The organism is Salinivibrio sharmensis (assembly GCF_001995985.1).
GTDB lineage: Bacteria > Pseudomonadota > Gammaproteobacteria > Enterobacterales > Vibrionaceae > Salinivibrio > Salinivibrio sharmensis.
This window is the reverse complement of the sequence record NZ_MUFC01000011.1, coordinates 1-14,396: the sequence shown is the minus strand read 5'-3', so window position 1 is coordinate 14,396 and position 14,396 is coordinate 1. Positions and strand designations below refer to the sequence as shown.

The 14,396-nt window shown below is 52.0% G+C and carries 7 protein-coding genes, 1 tRNA gene, 2 rRNA genes and 1 riboswitch; of the genes, 4 read left to right on the top strand and 6 right to left on the bottom strand.

The window, feature by feature from the left end; translation table 11 throughout:
* Nucleotides 1–65 precede the first annotated feature (65 nt).
* Entirely contained in the window at nucleotides 66–2,891 is a 2,826-nt protein-coding gene (uvrA, locus tag BZG74_RS11080; protein WP_077772659.1) for an excinuclease ABC subunit UvrA, read from the top strand.
* Nucleotides 2,891–4,561, top strand: a complete 1,671-nt coding sequence (locus BZG74_RS11075; RefSeq protein WP_077772658.1) for a Wzy polymerase domain-containing protein — start codon at nucleotides 2,891–2,893, stop codon at nucleotides 4,559–4,561. The genes uvrA and BZG74_RS11075 overlap by 1 nt, the downstream gene beginning before the upstream one ends.
* On the opposite strand, the gene BZG74_RS11070 is transcribed toward BZG74_RS11075, so the two are convergent.
* Nucleotides 4,558–5,691 carry a pyridoxal-phosphate-dependent aminotransferase family protein gene (locus BZG74_RS11070; RefSeq protein WP_077772657.1) on the bottom strand — a complete coding sequence of 378 codons (1,134 nt, stop codon included), beginning with the start codon at nucleotides 5,689–5,691 and terminating at the stop codon, nucleotides 4,558–4,560. The genes BZG74_RS11075 and BZG74_RS11070 overlap by 4 nt on opposite strands.
* Before the next feature lie 264 nt (nucleotides 5,692–5,955).
* Nucleotides 5,956–6,143: riboswitch (Lysine riboswitch) on the top strand.
* Between the two features lie 121 nt (nucleotides 6,144–6,264).
* Here BZG74_RS11070 and lysC point away from each other — a divergent pair.
* Complete coding sequence (gene lysC / locus BZG74_RS11065; RefSeq protein WP_077772656.1) at nucleotides 6,265–7,623, top strand: lysine-sensitive aspartokinase 3; 1,359 nt, start codon at nucleotides 6,265–6,267, stop codon at nucleotides 7,621–7,623.
* Nucleotides 7,624–7,661: 38 nt separating this feature from the next.
* Here the strand turns inward: lysC and metH are convergent, their stop codons facing one another.
* A complete protein-coding gene (metH, locus tag BZG74_RS11060) occupies nucleotides 7,662–11,321 on the bottom strand; it encodes a methionine synthase (RefSeq protein WP_077772655.1) in 3,660 nt (1,219 codons plus the stop codon).
* A 183-nt stretch (nucleotides 11,322–11,504) separates the two neighbouring features.
* On the opposite strand from metH, the gene BZG74_RS11055 reads away from it, so the two are divergent.
* Nucleotides 11,505–12,797: a cation:proton antiporter gene (locus tag BZG74_RS11055; protein WP_077772654.1), complete on the top strand. Its 1,293-nt coding sequence runs from the start codon at nucleotides 11,505–11,507 to the stop codon at nucleotides 12,795–12,797.
* Nucleotides 12,798–12,841: 44 nt separating this feature from the next.
* On the opposite strand, the gene metA is transcribed toward BZG74_RS11055, so the two are convergent.
* The 4 genes from metA to rrf (BZG74_RS11035) form a co-directional block, all read right to left on the bottom strand.
* On the bottom strand, nucleotides 12,842–13,789 hold the full coding sequence (gene metA, locus BZG74_RS11050; RefSeq protein ID WP_077772653.1) for a homoserine O-acetyltransferase MetA: 948 nt from the start codon (nucleotides 13,787–13,789) through the stop codon (nucleotides 12,842–12,844).
* A gap of 180 nt (nucleotides 13,790–13,969) precedes the next feature.
* Nucleotides 13,970–14,085 (bottom strand): 5S ribosomal RNA (gene rrf, locus BZG74_RS11045).
* A 7-nt stretch (nucleotides 14,086–14,092) separates the two neighbouring features.
* Nucleotides 14,093–14,168, bottom strand: a tRNA-Thr gene (locus BZG74_RS11040).
* 96 nt (nucleotides 14,169–14,264) lie between these two features.
* Nucleotides 14,265–14,380: ribosomal RNA gene (gene rrf, locus BZG74_RS11035) — 5S ribosomal RNA — on the bottom strand.
* Between the last annotated feature and the right edge of the window lie 16 nt (nucleotides 14,381–14,396).

Here is a 14,396-nt window from a genome sequence, read left to right as displayed (position 1 = left end):
GTCATGGTCATGTCTGTGCCATACTAGGCGACCAACCAGTGAGCTGACTGAGTAGTAGGATAATAATGGACAATATCGACGTCAGAGGCGCGCGCACGCACAACCTCAAAAATATCAACCTCACCATCCCTCGCGACAAGCTGATTGTGATCACTGGCCTGTCTGGTTCAGGAAAGTCATCGTTGGCTTTCGATACCTTATATGCAGAAGGCCAGCGCCGTTACGTTGAATCCTTGTCAGCGTATGCGCGCCAGTTTCTTTCCTTGATGGAAAAGCCCGATGTTGACCATATTGAGGGCCTGTCGCCTGCCATCTCGATAGAGCAAAAGTCCACCTCGCACAATCCACGCTCAACGGTCGGCACCATCACTGAAGTGTATGATTACTTGCGCTTGCTCTATGCCCGTGTCGGCGAGCCACGTTGTCCCACTCATGATGTGACCTTAGCGGCTCAGACCATCAGTCAGATGGTCGATAAAGTGCTTGCACTGCCGGAGGGCAGCAAGCTGATGTTGCTCGCACCGATCATCAAAAATCGTAAAGGTGAACATGTTAAAACGCTTGAGAATTTAGCCGCTCAAGGGTTTATCCGTGCAAGGATCAATGGTGAAGTGTGCGATCTATCCGATCCGCCGACACTTGAACTGCAAAAAAAGCACACCATTGAAGTGGTGGTCGATCGCTTTAAAGTGCGCAGTGATCAACAGCAACGTCTAGCCGAATCATTTGAAACCGCGCTCGAACTCACTGGCGGGAGCGCGGTGATCAGTTGGATGGACGGAGAAGGGGAAGAGATCATCTTTTCCGCCAACTTTGCCTGCCCACATTGCGGTTACAGCATGCAAGAGCTTGAGCCGCGCCTGTTCTCGTTTAATAACCCTGCCGGCGCCTGTGGCACCTGTGACGGCTTGGGGGTGCAACAATATTTTGACCCTAAACGCGTGATTCAAAACCCAGCGGTTAGCTTGGCGGGGGGCGCGATCCGAGGCTGGGATCGACGTAATTTTTATTACTTCCAAATGCTGCGATCCCTGTCTGAGCATTATGGGTTTGATTTGGAAGTGCCATGGCAAGATCTCTCCGGCACCATTCAAGATATCCTCTTGTATGGCTCAGGGCCAAAAGAGATCGAGTTCAAATACGTCAACGATCGGGGCGATATTCGTGTACGCAAACATCCGTTTGAGGGGATCCTCAACAATATGGAGCGTCGCTATCGCGACACCGAATCTAACGCCGTGCGCGATGAACTGGCCAAATACATCGCCACTAAACCCTGTGCCAGCTGCGGTGGCTCACGCTTACGCCAAGAAGCCCGTCATGTGTTTATCGACGGCCACAATCTGCCCGATGTGTGTGAGCTGAGCATTCAACAGGCGCTGGACTTCTTTGAACAGCTTACCCTAACCGGACAGCGCGCCAAGATTGCCGAAAAGGTGATGAAAGAGATCCATAACCGGCTGCGGTTTTTGGTTAATGTGGGGCTTAACTACCTGAATTTATCGCGCAGTGCCGATACCCTCTCTGGCGGTGAAGCACAGCGTATTCGACTGGCCAGCCAAATTGGTGCGGGCTTGGTGGGCGTGATGTACGTCCTGGATGAACCCTCTATCGGCCTGCACCAGCGTGACAATGCCCGTTTGCTTGATACCTTGGAGCACCTGCGCGATTTGGGGAACACCGTGATGGTGGTCGAGCATGATGAAGACGCCATACGTGCGGCCGACTACATCATTGATATTGGCCCGGGGGCCGGCGCACATGGTGGACAAATCGTGGCGGAAGGTAGTTTGGAGGACATACTCGCCAGTGAGTCGTCACTGACAGGTCAGTATCTAAGTGGCAAGCAAGCGATTGAGGTGCCTGCACAACGCATTGAGCGCGACCCGAGCAAAATGCTGACCCTGAAAGGGGCGACGGGCAACAACCTGAAAAACGTTGATCTCCACCTGCCTGTCGGGCTACTTACCTGTGTGACGGGCGTATCAGGCTCCGGCAAGTCAACGCTTATCAACGACACCTTCTTTAAAGTCGCCCACCAGCAATTAAACGGCGCGACCACCGCCGATCCAGCGCCTTACGAGTCGATTGATGGGTTGGGACATTTCGACAAGGTGATCGATATTGACCAAAGTCCTATTGGGCGTACTCCACGCTCAAACCCTGCCACTTATACGGGGATCTTTACCCCGATCCGTGAGCTCTTCGCCGGAACCCAAGAGGCGCGGGCACGCGGGTATAAAGTGGGACGTTTTAGCTTTAACGTGCGCGGTGGTCGCTGCGAAGCCTGCCAAGGGGATGGTGTCATTAAAGTGGAAATGCACTTTTTACCCGATGTGTATGTCCCTTGTGATGTGTGTAAAGGGAAGCGTTATAACCGGGAAACACTAGAAGTACGCTATAAAGGCAAAACCATCGATGAAGTGCTGGAGATGACCGTCGAAGACGCACGTGCGTTTTTTGACGCCGTCCCTGCTATCAAGCGTAAGCTGCAAACATTGATGGATGTTGGCCTGAGCTACATTCGCCTTGGCCAAGCCGCCACCACCTTGTCAGGCGGCGAAGCCCAGCGGGTAAAACTGGCTCGTGAGCTGTCCAAGCGTGATACGGGTAAAACACTCTATATCCTCGATGAACCAACCACAGGGCTTCATTTCCATGATATTCAACAACTGCTGAATGTCTTGTATCGCTTGCGCGAACAGGGCAACACTATCGTGGTAATCGAGCATAATCTGGATGTGATAAAAACCGCGGATTGGATCATCGACTTAGGGCCAGAAGGCGGTAACGGCGGCGGTGAAATCATCGCACAAGGCACGCCAGAAGACATCGTCAATGTGGTCGGTAGCCACACGGCCCACTTCCTGAAACCTATGTTGGAGCGATAATGACCTCACCGCTGCCGCAGAGCCGTGTGATACGAAAGCCGCTAACAACCCCATTTCTGCTGGCGTTAGCGGCCTTGTGGTTAATCTGTTTGCCCCTCTATTCGGTGTCTCTACCGCTAGTGGGCATACGCCACCCGGCGGCAGCGTTATCACTTCTGACCTTGGCGTTGACCTTAGGGTTTGCTTGCCTAGAAGTCGTGCGTCAGCATACTTGGCGCGCTAGTCGACTGACTTGGACGCTCGCGTTGGCAACCGCCTTAGCCGTGGTGCCTTATTGGTATCCGCATGCTGAAGCACAAAACAGTGGCTATGCATTGGCAGCATTGCTTTTGAGCCTCGGTTTTTTCTCTAGCCTACAACAATTTGTTTTTAACCACTCACAACGGCAGAAACTGCTCGGGGTGTTTTTGCTCGCCTCTTGGCTGGCGGTGCTCTCTGTGCTGGGTAATCAATCCCTACCCGGTATGGCACCGTTTGTGTTAAATAATTGGGTACCGCACCTCCCTCCTGCGGTCACTCATACCTTGCTACTCACGGGGCTGACATTAGCCGCATACATTCTCGCCAGAGAGCCGAGTGGCCGCTATCGCCACCCTATCAGCCAAAGCTTGCTGGCCATTACGCCACTGATTTTTATTCCTGTGCTCGCCATGCAAGGCCAGCCACTCCTGTTGTTGTTTGCCTTATGTGCCATTGGTCTGCAACAAGTGTATCTAAGTCGCTTTGCCTCCAGGAACCAGCACAAGATTTGGCTTATTGCTGTCTGTCTCGGCGCCGTCTTGGCAATATTCGCTCTCAGTGGTCAAGATAATTGGCAATGGCTAAATGCCAGCGAGCAGCGTGCGTTGGTTTTAGCGTGGCAACAACTTCAGATGACCCCGTTTTTCGGCGTGGGCATGGGGAATGGTAAGCAGGCCTTGCTGTTGCTTTCTGCTTCACAACCCGGCCATCTTGGTCCAGTCAGCCTGCCCAGTGCACTGCTGTTTTGGTTGCTAGAGGGAGGATTACTGATGGCGTTGGGCTATGTCCTGGTACTTGCCGCGCTCGCCGCGAGGATCCTCCGTGCCCCTTCTGGTACACGACGGATATTGATTGCTTTAGTGCTCCCTCCGCTCACTGGACTGATGATCTATCCGGTAAGCGGCACCCAATGGTTCAACGGGGTATTGTTGCTCTTGTGGCTATACTGGCTTGATAACCTTACCAGTAAGTACCGCCGCTACCCTGTGCTAACGCATCGTTATAGTCAGCGCGTCGCCAGCCGCGTGGTGGTCACCACGCTGGTGATAGCCACACTCCTGTGCTTATCGTCCGTTTACCTCGCTAACCGGTACTTGCGCGACTCTTTACTCAGCTCGCAACGTTTTGCCTTATACCAGCAACATCCGTGGTGGCATCAAAAGCTTGCGCTTGCCCAACAAAGTCGTCGCTTTCAAGCTAACTTGGCCCGTTTATCAGAGGCGGAGCGCCAGCAGCATCTCAACCAATTATTGCGCCAAGTTGCGCAAAGACCACGCTTTGCTGGCTACCAGCATGCTTATCAGGTGGCTTTACAAATCGGTGACCGTCAACGGGCTCGCGATATCCAGCAAGAAGCGCGTTACTTGTATCCAAACGCAGCGAAGGTATGGACCATTCGCCATACCCTCCCAGAAAATACAACGCCCTAGCGTAATGCTTCTTCAAGGGCTTTTAGGCACAGGGCAATGTTCTCATCCCTTGCGCCATAGCCCATTAAGCCGATCCGCCAGGCTTTGCCGGCGAGATCGCCCAGCCCTGCGCCAATTTCAAGATTGTAGGTGTTGAGAAGATGCTGGCGCACGGCGGCATCATCCACACCGTCAGGAATGTAAACCGCATTTAGCTGGGGTAAACGATAAGGCTCATCGACCACAAAGCGGATGCCTAAGCGCTCTAACCCTGCTTTTAAGCGTTGATGCATAGTTTTATGACGCTGCCAAGCGTTCTCAATTCCCTCTTGATATAACTTGAGCAATGATTCATGCAATGCATACAGACTATTAACCGGTGCAGTATGGTGATAACTGCGTTTGCCGTCGCCACTCCAATACCCCAACACCAAACTTTGATCGAGAAACCAACTTTGCACCTTGTGGCTTCGTGCCTGCATTTTCTCGACCGCACGCGAAGAGAAGGTAACAGGCGATAGACCAGGCACACACGATAAGCACTTCTGACTGCCCGAGTAAACCGCATCGAGCTGCCACTCATCGACTTTCAACGGCACACCACCGAGCGAGGTCACCGCATCCACGATGGTAAGGCAGCCATGCTCTCGCGCCAGCGTCGCCAGTGTTTGCGCATCTGAGCAAGCACCTGTGGAGGTCTCAGCGTGGACAAATGCAACAATGCTGGCCTCTGGATGCGCTTTTAAGGCCGCTTCGACCTTTTCAGGATTAACCGGAGCACCCCAAGCATCATCGACCATCACCGCGTGTGCGCCACAACGCTCCACGTTTTCTCGCATCCGGTCGCCAAACACGCCATTGCGACAGACGATCACCGTATCTCCAGGTTCCACCAAATTGACAAAACAGGCTTCCATCCCTGCACTCCCGGGCGCAGAGACCGCAATAGTAAACGGGTTTTCGGTTTGAAATGCGTACTGCAGTAGCTGCTTGACCTCATCCATCATGGCAATGAATAAGGGATCAAGATGCCCCAATGTCGGCTTGCTCAATGATTGAAGTACCGACGGATAAATATCAGAAGGGCCTGGCCCCATCAGTGTGCGAGCCACAGGTTGAAAAGGCTGAATATCGGAGATTGAATGAGCCATCACGAATCCTTGTTGTTGGTACCGAGGCTCACCGTTATAGCATATTTTTTCGCCATCCCCCTAGCCTCTGGCACATGAACTGTGTGATCGCTAGCGGCGATTTACTTTTCTTGTCAGTGTCGATCGTAGGCTATGGCCTCCTCTTACCTCGGTGAGAAGCAGGCGCTGGGCAGTGGTCCTCATCAAGCACAAAAACACAGTTGACACCCTGCGACCACACCCGTAATGTTAAAACTGTTCATGCGGTCACCGACCCATGACTGAACATGCAGAAGAGGTGCATTTCTCAGGCAGTTATCAGGCGGAGCCCCACTCCAAAGCGTGATAATCAGGGGAGATAATGCCGAGGTGGCGTACGATCGGGGTCGATACGCTGCCGGCCTTGAAGGCTGAATCCTTCAGGCTGTCACTTGTCATCCATATGGAAAGACAGGTGGAGCGCTTCTGGCAGACTACACCTGCCGTTTGCTCTTCCTATCCTTGTCGCGGTATTTATCGCGGTCACGATGTGACTTCTGATGTTCCCCATTATTTTTAATTTATTGACTCTGCTAGCCAGAGAGGGGAAAGGACGTGAGGCCATTACCATCAATTTCAGTCGCTAAGTTTGGCGGCACCAGTGTCGGTACGCTAGAGGCGATGCAGCAAAGCGCCACTGTTATCGAGCAAAACCCGCAAACCCGTTTAATCGTGATCAGTGCGTGCGCCGGTGTGACCAACCACTTAGTTGCGCTGGCAAAAGGGATCAGCGACCCTGACGTGCGCCAAGCCAAATTGGACGCCATTAATGCCATTCACCAAGCAATATTGCAGCAACTTCCTGATTGCCAAGACACACTGAATGCCGTTGACCACTGGCATCATGCGATTGCTGATTATGCCGAAAAAGCAGCTGCCACCCCGGACTCGGCCTTAACCGATGCGTTGGTAGCCTGCGGCGAGCTGATCTCGACCCATATTTTTACTCACTTACTCAATAGCCGAGGTATGGCAACAATACGGGCCGATGCGCGTGAACTGCTGCGCACCGACAGCCAATTTGGCTGTGCCCAGCCTGACCCACAGCACACGCGCGCACAGTGCCATGATCAACTGCTTCCGCATTTGGCCACCCATCGAGTGGTTACCCAAGGGTTTATCGGCGCCGATGCCTACGGACAAACCACCACCTTGGGCCGTGGTGGCAGCGACTACAGTGCTGCACTGTTCGCCGAAGCCGTGGAGGCAGAGAGTTTGGCCATTTGGACCGATGTGCCCGGGATTTATACCACCGACCCACGGATTGCCGACCAGGCGCGCCCAATCAGTGAAATTAGCTTCAGCGAAGCCTCTGAAATGGCGACATTTGGTGCCAAAATCCTGCACCCATCGACCTTAGTGCCTGCAGTGCGCCAACATATCCCTGTATTTGTCGGCGCGGCGAGCGCGCCCGAGCAAGGCGGCACCTGGATCCGTGAGCACGCGCACTCGGCACCGCTGTTTCGTGCCGTCGCCTTACGACGGAATCAAACCATGGTGACGCTGACCAGCTTGAATATGTTCCATGCTTATGGTTTTTTAGCCAAAGTGTTTGAGATTTTGGCACGTTTCGAAGTCTCGGTGGATTTAATCACCACCTCAGAGGTCAGTGTTTCTCTGACGTTAGATCAGACCAACACCCAAGGGGATGCGCCGCAGCTGCCGGAAGCCGCTATCGCCGAACTGACCCAGTTATGTCATGTCGAGATCTGCGAGAACCTGGCGGTAGTGGCGCTGATTGGCAACGAGATGAATCATACCGCTGGCGCAACCGCACCGGTGTTCAGTGCCTTAACGCAATATAAACTGCGCATGATTTGCTACGGTGCCAGTAATCACAATATCTGTGTGGTGGTTGAAGATGACGATGCCACCGAGGTAGTGCAGCAGTTACACGCGGACTTATTTGAATAATAAAAAAGCCAGCACAGCCAATGTGCTGGCTTATTTCGTTAGCCGTTTAAGTTCGGCCCGAGCCATTTTTCCGCTTCTTCGCTGCTCCATCCTTTGCGTTCTGCATAGCTGTCTCGCTGATCGTTTTGGATCTTCGCCACCGCAAAGTAACGTGACTCAGGGTGGGAAAAATACCAACCTGAGACCGACGCCCCCGGCCACATCGCGTAGCTTTCCGTGAGCGTCATCCCCGTATGCGCTTCTACCGATAGCAATTGCCAAATTTTGCCTTTCTCACTGTGTTCAGGACAGGCGGCATAACCCGGCGCTGGCCGGATCCCTTGGTATTGCTCACGGATCAGGGCGTCGTTATCGAGCGTTTCATCGGGCGCATAGCCCCACAAGGTGACCCGAATTTGCTGATGGAGGTATTCTGCAAAGGCTTCTGCGAGTCTATCGGCGACCGCCTGGATCATGATCGCGTTATAATCATCCCCTTTCGCTTTGTATTCTTCCGCCAAGGCATATTCGCCAATACCGCCTGTCACTGCAAATGCGCCAATCCAATCCGGCTGGCCACTGCTTTTTGGCGCAATAAAATCCGACAAGCAATAGTTGGCACCACGTGGCTTTTTCGTTTGCTGGCGTAAGTGATTCAATATCGTGCTCACCGCTTGCCGTGACGAGTCGGTATACACTTCAATGTCATCATCCACGCTGTTGGCAGGAAAGAGGCCACACACCCCTTTTGCCGCCACTAATCCTTCTGCTTCGAAGCGATCAAGCCAAGCATTGGCGTCTTGATACAAACGACGGGCTTCTTCCCCCACCAGTTCATGATCCAAAATCGCCGGGAATTTGCCACTGAGTGACCACGTCATAAAGAAAGGCGTCCAGTCGATATACTGACGTAAGGTCGCTATCGAGACATCATCGTAAACATGGACACCCGGTTTCAATGGCTGCGGAGGAGCATAATTTGCCCAGTCCGTTTGCCACTTGTTATCGCGTGCCTGCTCAAGGGTGACGGGGGCCGTTCGAGGGGTTTTACGCTGGTGCTGTTCACGTACCGCCGCATAGTCTTTGGTCAAACGCGCCACAAAGTCAGGTCGCTGCGTCTCGGATAATAACGATGAGCATACCCCAACCGCACGTGACGCGTTGGGCACATAGACGACGGGCGCATGGTAATGCTGCTCAATTTTCACCGCGGTATGGGCTTTGGACGTGGTCGCACCGCCAATCAGCAGAGGAATATCAAACCCTTGACGTTCCATCTCTTTCGCCACGTTCACCATCTCATCTAACGATGGAGTAATCAGGCCCGATAAACCAATAATATCGACGTTTTCCTCACGCGCCACCGACAGGATTTTATCGGTCGGCACCATCACGCCGAGATCAATAATCTCAAAGTTATTGCACTGCAGCACCACGCCAACAATGTTTTTGCCAATGTCATGCACATCCCCTTTGACGGTGGCGAGCAGGATCTTGCCATTGGTCTGTCCTTGCTGCTTTTCAGCATTGATGTAAGGCTCAAGGTAGGCCACCGCTTGCTTCATCACCCGTGCCGATTTCACCACCTGAGGCAGGAACATCTTGCCTTCACCAAACAAGTCCCCAACCACGTTCATGCCTGCCATCAACGGACCTTCAATGACTTCCAGGGGTTTACTCGCCGCCGCGCGGGCCAGCTCGGTATCTTCAACAATAAATTCTGTAATGCCTTTAACCAGTGCATGTTCCAGCCGCTTTTCTACTGGCCAGCTGCGCCACTCTGCGGTTTCCGCGACCTCGCTCTCACCACTATCACGATAGCTGTCGGCGATCTCTAATAAACGCTCCGTGGCGCCATCATCTTTGTTGAGCACCACATCTTCTACTGCCAAGCGCAGCGATTCAGGCAAATCATCATAGATGGCTAACTGACCGGCGTTGACAATCCCCATGTCCATGCCATTTTTAATGCAGTGATACAAAAACACTGCATGAATGGCCTCACGGACGGGGTTGTTGCCTCGAAACGAAAACGACACATTTGAGACGCCGCCCGAGATCATGGCATGCGGTAGAGTTTGTTTGATGTCGGCCACGGCGTTGATGAAGTCGACCGCGTAGTTATTGTGCTCATCAATGCCAGTGGCAACCGCAAAAATATTAGGGTCGAAAATAATGTCTTCCGGCGGAAAACCGACGTGCTCGACCAGAAGGTGATAGGCGCGCGTACAGATTTCCACTTTCCGCGCCTGGGTATCAGCCTGGCCTTGCTCATCAAACGCCATCACAATCACCGCCGCGCCATAGCGACGGACTAAACGTGCTTGGTGAAGAAAGGCTTCTTCTCCTTCTTTGAGCGAAATAGAGTTGACGATGCCTTTCCCTTGGATGCACTTGAGGCCAGCTTCAATCACCTCCCATTTGGAAGAGTCAATCATCACAGGCACTCGGGCGATATCCGGCTCGGCCGCACAAAGATTGAGAAACCGCACCATGGCTTTTTCGGCATCCAACATGCCCTCATCCATATTGATATCGATGATTTGGGCACCGTTCTCCACTTGCTGCAATGCCACTTCAAGCGCTTCGTCATATTGCTCTTCAACGATTAAGCGTTTAAAGCGTGCTGAGCCGGTCACATTGGTGCGCTCACCCACATTAACGAACAAGCTATCGGCATCAATCGTCAGTGGCTCTAACCCAGACAATCGACTTGCTACAGGATGATCAGGAAGAGAGCGAGGCGCATGTTGCGTCACCGCGTCGCTAATCGCTTGAATATGTTCGGGCGTCGTACCACAGCACCCCCCGACCAAGTTGATAAAGCCAGATGCCGCCCACTCATCAATGTGTGTCGCCATCTCTTCAGGAGAGAGGTCATATTCGCCAAAGGCGTTGGGTAACCCCGCGTTAGGGTGGACAGAGACAAAGCCTTCGCAAATGTCGCTCAGCTCTTTGACGTACTGGCGCAGTTCAGCCGGCCCGAGCGCACAGTTCAAGCCAAAAGACAGTGGCTCAACATGACGCAAGGAGTGATAAAAAGCGGCGGTGGTTTGCCCGGATAAGGTGCGTCCTGACGCATCAGTGATGGTGCCAGAGACCATAATGGGTAGCCGAAAACCGCGGGCATCAAAGACCTTCTCAACCGCAAACGCACAGGCTTTGGCATTCAAGGTATCAAAGATGGTCTCCAACATGATGATATCAGCACCGCCCTCAATGAGCGCTTCAGTGGACTCGGCATACACGTCGACTAACTGGTCAAAGCTGACATTGCGAAAGCCTGGGTCATTCACGTCCGGTGAGATCGAACACGTTCGGTTAGTGGGCCCTAACACACCCGCGACAAAGCGGGGTTTGTCCGGCGTTTTCGCCGTCCACGCATCAGCAACCTCACGCGCAAGCCGGGCTGCCGCTAAGTTGATTTCCGCACTCAGCGCCTGCATGTCGTAATCGGCCATCGCGATTTGGGTGGCGTTAAAGGTATTGGTTTCAATAATGTCCGCGCCCGCAGCCAGATAATCACTATGTAGGGCAGCGATTTTATCGGGCTGAGTCAGCACCAAAAGGTCATTGTTACCCTTTAAATCACAGTGCCAATCTTTAAAACGTGCACCACGATAGTCGGCCTCATTGAGCCCTAGTCCCTGAATCATGGTGCCCATACCACCATCGATCACTAGAATACGGTCGCGCAGTTGCTGTGTCAGTCGGTCCATACTATTACGCTTATCATCTTCCTCGTTGCAGTCATTTCATCCTACCACAGCGAAAATGGAAATCTAGACGTCTATAAATAACAATTTCTTTTGATCTATTTCAATTTAGCTGTTCGTTTTGAAAGCGATTTCCATTAATATTTCGACACAATTTTTCATTCCCTCGTTGTACTAGGAAGCGGCATGTCAACCTACGCGATCCTCAGCTTTATGGCTGCTGCAGCCATTTTTATTGCTTTTATAAATAGTAAAATCAGTCGAGTACAAACCACTATCGCCATCACCGCCAGCTCGCTCCTGCTGTCTTTACTGATAGTGATCGCCGGTCAATACCAAGCGATACCGCTAAAAGCCATGGCCGAGCAGGTGCTAACAGATATCCACTTTGATACTTTTTTGCTAAAAGGCGTCCTTGGCTTTTTGCTCTTCGCGGGGGGGATTGGCGTCAAACTGCCTTCTTTCTCCGATCAAAAGTGGGAGATCACAACCCTGGTGATCGGTGGGCTGTTGGTCTCTGTGGTGTTAATCGGCACCGGCATCTGGGGCGTGTTTCAACTGCTTGGCATCCCCTTTGATTTCCTCTATTGCCTGTTATTTGGCGCGCTGATCTCGCCCACCGATCCCATTGCTGTTCTCGCCATTGTCAAAAAGCTGCAAGCACCGACGCGGATCACCACGCAAATTGAGGGAGAATCGCTATTTAATGATGGCGTGGGTATCGTGATCTTTGTGACTCTTTTTACCCTGGCCTTTGGCGACAACAACCCGACGGTGGGCGGTACCATTGCCTTGTTTTTACAAGAAGCCGTTGGCGGGATTCTATATGGCCTGGTGCTTGGCTATCTTTTCCATCGCTTGATTTGTGCCACTAACGACCACTCCATGGAGCTATTACTAACGTTAGCCATTCCAAGCGCTGGCTATGTGCTGGCCGATATGCTGCATGTTTCTGGTCCGCTGGCAATGGTGGTCTCTGGGATCATGATTGGCAACTGGACCCGCTTTATCGGTTTTTCCAAAGAAAGTGAAGATCACCTCGACCACTTCTGGGAGTTGGTCGATGAATTCCTTAACAGCCTACTCTTTCTCCTCATCGGGGTGAGTTTGTTGCAAATCAGCTTCCACAAAGAAGACTGGATCATTATGGCGGCCGTGGTTCCTATTGTACTTCTCGCCCGCTTTATTAGCGTGAAAATGTGCTACCTCGGTTTTAACCGCTTTCGCACTTACAACCCTTGGGCCGTGCGTATATTAAGCTGGGGAGGGTTACGCGGCGGCCTAGCACTGGCGATGGCGATGGCCGTCCCTGCTGGTATCATGGTGGTGCCGGAAAAAAATATCGATGTTCGCGAGCTGATACTCATCATGACCTACGCGGTGGTGGTGTTTTCCATTTTAGTGCAAGGCTCGACCATGACAGGCATGGTTGATAAAGCAAACACAGCACAAGACGAAATGGATAAGCATCAAACCTAAATCCACACAGCTCTCTAAGCAAAAGGCGCCCACAGGCGCCTTTTTTATTCATCAAGGGTAAAGTTAGACGCTGAGAACGTATCCAAGTCGAAGGGGGTTTGCTGGTAAACGCAATAGTTTAGCCAGTTGGCAAACAGTAAATGGCCATGGCTACGCCAACTTACATACGGTGGCAGCGAGGGGTCATCATCTGGGTAATAGTTAAGGGGAACCGCGGGCTCCATCCCTTCTTCTAAATCCCGATGATATTCATGATGCAAGGTATGAGAGTCGTACTCCGGGTGACCGGTGACAAACACATTGCGTTTATCTTTCGTCGCCGCCAGGTAGGTACCCGCCTCTCTGGACGTGGCTAAGATATCGAGATCGGTATGCTCTGCAAGATAGCTAGGAGAAAAATCCGCATAGCGCGAGTGAGGCGCTAAGAAACTATCATCAAAGCCGCGTAATAGCGGATGTTTGCATAAGTCAGCATTAATGTGGTGACGGTAAACCCCGGATAGCTTCTCTTTGCGGGTTTTCTTGGGTAAATCATACAGCAGCTTTAACCCTGCTTGCGCGGCCCAACAAATATATAAGGTTGAAGTGACGTGCTTATGCGCCCAATTCATCACATCTTGAAGGTGTTCCCAATATATCACGTCCTCAAACTGCACCAATCCTAACGGTGCCCCTGTTACAATCAAACCATCAAAATTACGTGTTCGTACCGTCTCAAATTGGCGATAGAAGGTATCAAGATGCTCGGTCGGCGTGTTCTTGCTTGGTCGATTGTCTATCCGTAAAAGCTCAACATCCACTTGCAAAGGACTGTTAGAGAGTAGACGCATAAATTGCGTTTCTGTCTCAATTTTCTTTGGCATCAGGTTGAGCAGCAGCACCTTCAGCGGGCGGATGTTTTGACTCACCGCACGGGTTTCCGTCATCACGAAAATATTTTCGCGCCGCAAGATATTGGTCGCAGGGAGTTGATCCGGGATTTTTATCGGCATCACTGCCTCCTAGGGATGTTTAGACGTCCAGATACCCACTAACATAACCCAGTCACTGATTGAGCTCAAGCAGTAATCACTCTTAGGCCAGCGTTGTTTTAAGCATAGGAGAAGACGATATTGATAAGAAAGACAGAAACGAAAAAAGCCCCCCGCGAATGCGGAGGGCTTCGAAAAAGCTCTTGGCAGTGACCTACTCTCACATGGGGAGACCCCACACTACCATCGGCGCAGCAACGTTTCACTTCTGAGTTCGGCATGGGTTCAGGTGGTGCCGTTACGCTATGGCCGCCAAGAAAATACTGGTGCTGATAGGCAGATTTGAACTGCCGACCTCACCCTTACCAAGGGTGCGCTCTACCAACTGAGCTATATCAGCGAAAACGCGTCATCAAAGTCTTACACATACCCGCTTTGATGCTTAAATCAGTTTTTGCCTTCAGATTTTTCCAAAAATCTGAAAACAAGAAAGCAAGCCTGGCGATGTCCTACTCTCACATGGGGAGACCCCACACTACCATCGGCGCTGCTTCGTTTCACTACTGAGTTCGGCATGGAGTCAGGTGGGTCCAAAGCGCTATGGTCGCCAAGCAAATTCGGTAATCTA

Excerpts from the sequence above, each read along its gene's own strand:
- uvrA (WP_077772659.1), top strand. The coding sequence starts at position 66 with ATGGACAATATCGACGTCAGAGGCGCGCGCACGCACAACCTCAAAAAT.
- BZG74_RS11075 (WP_077772658.1), top strand. The coding sequence starts at position 2,891 with ATGACCTCACCGCTGCCGCAGAGCCGTGTGATACGAAAGCCGCTAACA.
- BZG74_RS11070 (WP_077772657.1), bottom strand. The coding sequence starts at position 5,691 with ATGGCTCATTCAATCTCCGATATTCAGCCTTTTCAACCTGTGGCTCGC.
- metH (WP_077772655.1), bottom strand. The coding sequence starts at position 11,321 with ATGGACCGACTGACACAGCAACTGCGCGACCGTATTCTAGTGATCGAT.
- BZG74_RS11055 (WP_077772654.1), top strand. The coding sequence starts at position 11,505 with ATGTCAACCTACGCGATCCTCAGCTTTATGGCTGCTGCAGCCATTTTT.
- metA (WP_077772653.1), bottom strand. The coding sequence starts at position 13,789 with ATGCCGATAAAAATCCCGGATCAACTCCCTGCGACCAATATCTTGCGG.